The following is a 4,925-nucleotide window of genomic DNA, read 5'->3' on the forward strand; positions in this document are numbered from 1 at the left end:
AAAAAAACATTTATCACAGGCATTAACTCCTTGCAACTCCTATATCTCCTTTATTTTTTCTTATCCCTTATCCCGAATTGACGTAATACCTAACCCAGAATAATTTAAAAATTGCAGAAAAGTACAAGACGTCTATTATAGTTAGTTTAGGAAGATTGGCTATATTAAAGTATATTCAGCTATTGATTGTGACTTTTAATTACTTTGTAAGGGTTGTTTTATATAAATATGTTTGACAAATGTGAAATAATTCGGTAAAGTTGGTTACACTTAGTATCAATTCCCAAAAAATTAATTATCTATCCGGAAATATAAAGAATATTTAATGTTCTGCTAGGAGACTGCCTATGATAATTAATTAGTTATCATAGCTATCCTCCTAGGAGGTTGCCTGCAATAACTAAAGTAATTCTATATTTGGCTCTTTTTGGCTGCGAATAAACATGGTTTTCTTGAAATAGATATACTATTTCTGCAAAAATCATATCTATTCTCGTCGAAAAATAGCTCAAAATATAATTAATTAGTTATCGCAGGCAGCCTCCTAGTACAAATATACACAAGGATTCCCTCGATTGATTTTGACAACAAAATGATCAAAAGTAATGATCAAAAGCAGAATGCTCTGAGAAAACCAAAACGAGCTGGAAAGAATACAGTTTTTAAAAAGTCTCATCTTAATTAAATCTAAAAAAAATAAAATATGACAAGAAATATAGTGACCGACAATAAGGAATCATCTGATAACCATTACAATAATAGTATCAAGTATGATAGCCCTAATAAAGATGGTGTTGTTACCATCAATCTCAAACAATTAAAACGTAAATCACCTGAAGAGTTGCAAGTACAAGCAGAAAATCTTAACATTGAGAACTCTAGTGCTTTGCTAAAGCAAGAGCTAGTCTTTGCTATACTCAAGAAATCTGTTGAACAGGGTGATTTGATTTCAGGAGAAGGTGTACTGGAAATTCTACCTGATGGGTTTGGATTTCTTAGATCCCCAGAGGTAAATTACTCCGCCGGTCCTGATGATATTTATATTTCTCCAAGTCAGATTCGTCGCTTTGGACTACGTACAGGGGACACGGTAGAAGGGCAAATTAGGGCTCCAAAACCAGGAGAACGTTATTTTGCATTACTGAAAGTAAATAAAGTTAACTTTGAAGAGCCTTCTAAGGCATATCATAGAGTACATTTTGATAATTTGACTCCACTTTATCCTGAAAAAAAATTATCATTAGAACTAGAAGATAATAGCAAGGATTTTAGTACCAGAATAATTGAATTGGTGGCTCCTATGGGTAAAGGACAACGGGCTTTGATTGTTGCTCCACCAAGAACTGGTAAAACTGTTCTATTACAAAATATCGCCCATGCTATTACCACCAATAATCCAGAAGTATTTTTAATCGTTCTGTTAATCGATGAACGTCCAGAAGAAGTAACCGATATGCAGCGTTCAGTGCTTGGGGAAGTCGTTAGTTCAACTTTTGACGAACCGGCTATTAGGCACGTTCAGCTTGCAGAAATGGTTATTGAGAAAGCTAAGAGATTGGTAGAGCATAAAAGAGATGTGGTAATATTGGTTGACGCGATAACAAGACTTGCCAGAGCTTATAACACTGTTGTCCCATCTTCTGGTAAAGTTCTCACAGGGGGGGTTGATGCAAATGCATTGCAACGACCAAAAAGATTCTTTGGAGCAGCAAGAAATATTGAGAATGGTGGTTCATTAACTATAATAGGAACTGCTTTAATTGATACTGGTTCGCGTATGGATGAGGTGATCTTTGAAGAATTTAAAGGTACTGGTAATTCTGAAATAGTTCTCGATCGCAAAATAGCTGATAAACGTATTTATCCTGCGATTGATATTACTAAATCTGGCACACGTAAAGAGGAGTTATTGGTTGATAAAGCCATTCTAACCAAAATGTGGGTTCTTCGTAGAATCATTAATCCAATGGGGACTATAGATGCAGCAGAGTTTTTAATTGATAAACTTAAAAATACTAAAACTAATACAGAATTCTTTGATTCAATGAATTCATAAAATACTTTTCAGGAGGAAGTATGACTAAAAAAACAAAAATTGCTTTAATTGGTAGTGGTAATATCGGTGGAACACTTGCCCATTTGATAAGTCTAAGAGAACTTGGTGACGTAGTTATGTTTGATATATCTCAAGGCTTTTCGCAGGGTAAGACTTTAGATATAGCACAAGCTGGAGCTATTACAGGTTCAGATGTAATTAGTACAGGTACTAATGATTATAAAGACATAGCAGGTGCAGATGCAATAATTGTTACAGCTGGAGCACCACGTTTACCCGGAATGAGTCGTGATGATTTAATTAATGTTAATAGCACTGTTATCAAAACTGTTGCAGAAAATATTAAACAATATGCACCGAACGCTTTTGTTATTGTTGTAACCAATCCACTTGATGCTATGGTTTATGTAATGTTAAAGGAAAGTGGATTACCTAGCAATAGGGTAGTCGGTATGGCCGGGGTACTTGACTCAGCCAGATTTAACCTTTTCTTAGCCCATGAATTTAATGTTTCTGTAGAAAATGTTAGTAGTTTTGTCCTTGGGGGGCATGGTGATTCAATGGTTCCTTTGATTAGATATTCGACAATTAATGGGATACCAGTGTTAGATTTAGTCGAAATGGGATGGTCAACGAAGGAACGTGTTAATGAGATAATAGATCGTACCAAAAATGGTGGCGGAGAAATTGTTTCGCTACTTAAAACGGGTTCTGCCTATTACGCCCCGGCAACATCTGCTATCGAAATGTTAGAGAGTTATCTAAAAGATAAGCGCAAAATATTAAGTTGTGCTGCTTATCTTCAAGGGGAATATGGAGTAAACAATATGTATGTCGGTGTACCGGTTATTATTGGTAAAAATGGTGTGGAAAAAATAGTAGAAATAAAATTAAACGATGAAGAGCAAGATTTATTTAACAAATCAGTAGATGGAGTTAGAAAGTTGCTTGAGTCAGTAAAATAGTATGCTCAGTATAATCTCACCAGCGAAAACTCAAGATTTTACTTCTCAAATACTGGGGTTGCCATCGATGCAACCCCATTTTTTTACTAAAACACAAGCTCTTTTACAAATATGTAAAAATTTGTCACAAAATCAGATTAAGCAGTTAATGGGGGTTAGTGATAAACTGGCTGAGCTTAATTATCATAGATTTCAAGATTTCGATAACCAACCTCAGAAGCAAGCGATATTTGCCTATGATGGGGATGTTTACAATAACATTGATAGGAAGAATTTTACCGCGGAGCAGTGGGATTTCTTGCAAGGACACACGTTAATTATATCAGGTTTATACGGTGCACTAAGAGTTTTTGAAAAAATAAAACCTTATCGACTAGAAATGTCAACAAAATTGCCAAATTTTGAAAAATTATCAAATTTCTGGCAAGACGATATTACCAATTATATAAATCAAATATTAGCAACTCATCAAAATAAATATCTAATCAACCTAGCATCCAATGAATATTCCTGCGTCATTAATCAGAATGATCTTAAATACCCAATAATTAATATATATTTTAAAGAAAGAAGAAATAATAAATTACAAATAATAGCAATAAATTCCAAAAAGGCTAGAGGCAGCATGTTTAATTTTATTGCAGAAAATCTTATAGACCTACCGGAAAAATTAAAACACTTCTCTAAACAAAATTATCAATATAGCGAAACCGAGTCTTCCAATAACGATTGGATATTTGTTAAAAATGCATAAGTTGCAACATTGTCATTACATTTAAATTTAAAGCTAATAACTTGTAATTATATCTGCTAATTATATTTAAACTTTTTGCTATTTTGATTATTATTTTATTAATGACTTATAAAATTAGTGGAATTATTTATGGAATTTAATCGTAACAAAGCAGTTATTGGTTTTCTTAGAGCCAATGAGGAACAAAAATTTACTCCTATTCAAATAGCTGAATGGCTAGTAAAAACTTATCCTGAGGAAGTCAAAAAGAAAGTAGAAAGAAGTAAAAACGAAACACTGAATAATATAACTGATTCATCGGGAAAGGACAAAATGATGTTAGGAATTCTTAGTGGAGAAATGCATAAAAATTGGTTTAAAAGCATACAAAAACAAGAACCTAATATTAAAAGAGAAGAATATCCGTGTAGATATTATTACACTAAAGAAACTGAGCAGGTAGAGAGAGAATATACTGAAAAAGAACCAAACATAAAAGAAAAAGAGATATACCCAAAGCTTTCAGACTTTCTTTTACAAGAGTTGGGTGTTCATAGCAAAATTATTAATGACAAATGTTCTTCAAACTATAAAGGTACTAACGGTAATAAATGGTTACATCCTGATCTAGTAGGAATGGAGGATCTTACTAAAGATTGGGCATTAGCAATCAAGGATTGTGTGCAACAATTTGCCGATAAAAAAGCTAAGCTTTGGTCTTTTGAGGTAAAGGTCGTAATTGATAGTGCTAATGTGCGACAATCTTTTTTTCAAGCCCTATCAAATTCCTCATGGGCTAATTATGGATATTTAGTAGCTTCTTCTTTAGTAGAAGGCAAGGGCGGAAGTACTTTACGGGAGCTGGAAATTCTTGCTGCTAGACATGGCATAGGATTTATTTTATTAAATATAAAAGATCAAGTTGAGAAAGGTCGAATACTAATCCCTGCAAAAGAAAGGTTAGAAATTGATTGGGATATGGCTAATAGATTAGTTAAAGAGAATAAGGGATTTGAATCTTTTATAGGAGAGGTTAGAGATTTTTGTATGACAGGGAAAACTAGACTCTCCGGGAGTGTTCGTCAAACTGTGTCAAGTTGAAAAAATAATCTTTTAAATATATAAAATAAAGATTATTGATGTTGTAAATAGCGAAGAATGTGGATAAGTT

At 33.4% G+C, this 4,925-nt stretch carries 4 protein-coding genes; all 4 read left to right on the forward strand.

Features of this window, described 5'->3' with window-relative positions:
- Positions 1-715 precede the first annotated feature (715 nt).
- The 4 genes from rho to RiCNE_RS05890 all read left to right on the forward strand — a co-directional run bounded on the left by rho (position 716) and on the right by RiCNE_RS05890 (position 4,855).
- Complete coding sequence (gene rho / locus RiCNE_RS05875; RefSeq protein ID WP_204839962.1) at positions 716-2,056, forward strand: transcription termination factor Rho; 1,341 nt, start codon at positions 716-718, stop codon at positions 2,054-2,056.
- Positions 2,057-2,076: 20 nt separating this feature from the next.
- Positions 2,077-3,021: a malate dehydrogenase gene (gene mdh / locus RiCNE_RS05880; RefSeq protein WP_094649658.1), complete on the forward strand. Its 945-nt coding sequence runs from the start codon at positions 2,077-2,079 to the stop codon at positions 3,019-3,021.
- Between the two features lies 1 nt (position 3,022).
- Positions 3,023-3,775, forward strand: coding sequence for a YaaA family protein (locus RiCNE_RS05885; RefSeq protein ID WP_094649659.1), 753 nt, complete (start codon positions 3,023-3,025; stop codon positions 3,773-3,775).
- A 129-nt stretch (positions 3,776-3,904) separates the two neighbouring features.
- The gene (locus RiCNE_RS05890) at positions 3,905-4,855 is read left to right on the forward strand and encodes a hypothetical protein (protein WP_094649660.1); all 951 of its coding nucleotides are present in this window, start codon (positions 3,905-3,907) and stop codon (positions 4,853-4,855) included.
- Positions 4,856-4,925: the final 70 nt, after the last annotated feature.

The organism is Rickettsia endosymbiont of Culicoides newsteadi (assembly GCF_002259525.1).
Classification (GTDB): Bacteria; Pseudomonadota; Alphaproteobacteria; order Rickettsiales; family Rickettsiaceae; genus Tisiphia.

Excerpts from the sequence above, each read along its gene's own strand:
- RiCNE_RS05885 (WP_094649659.1), top strand. The coding sequence starts at position 3,023 with ATGCTCAGTATAATCTCACCAGCGAAAACTCAAGATTTTACTTCTCAA.
- mdh (WP_094649658.1), top strand. The coding sequence starts at position 2,077 with ATGACTAAAAAAACAAAAATTGCTTTAATTGGTAGTGGTAATATCGGT.
- RiCNE_RS05890 (WP_094649660.1), top strand. The coding sequence starts at position 3,905 with ATGGAATTTAATCGTAACAAAGCAGTTATTGGTTTTCTTAGAGCCAAT.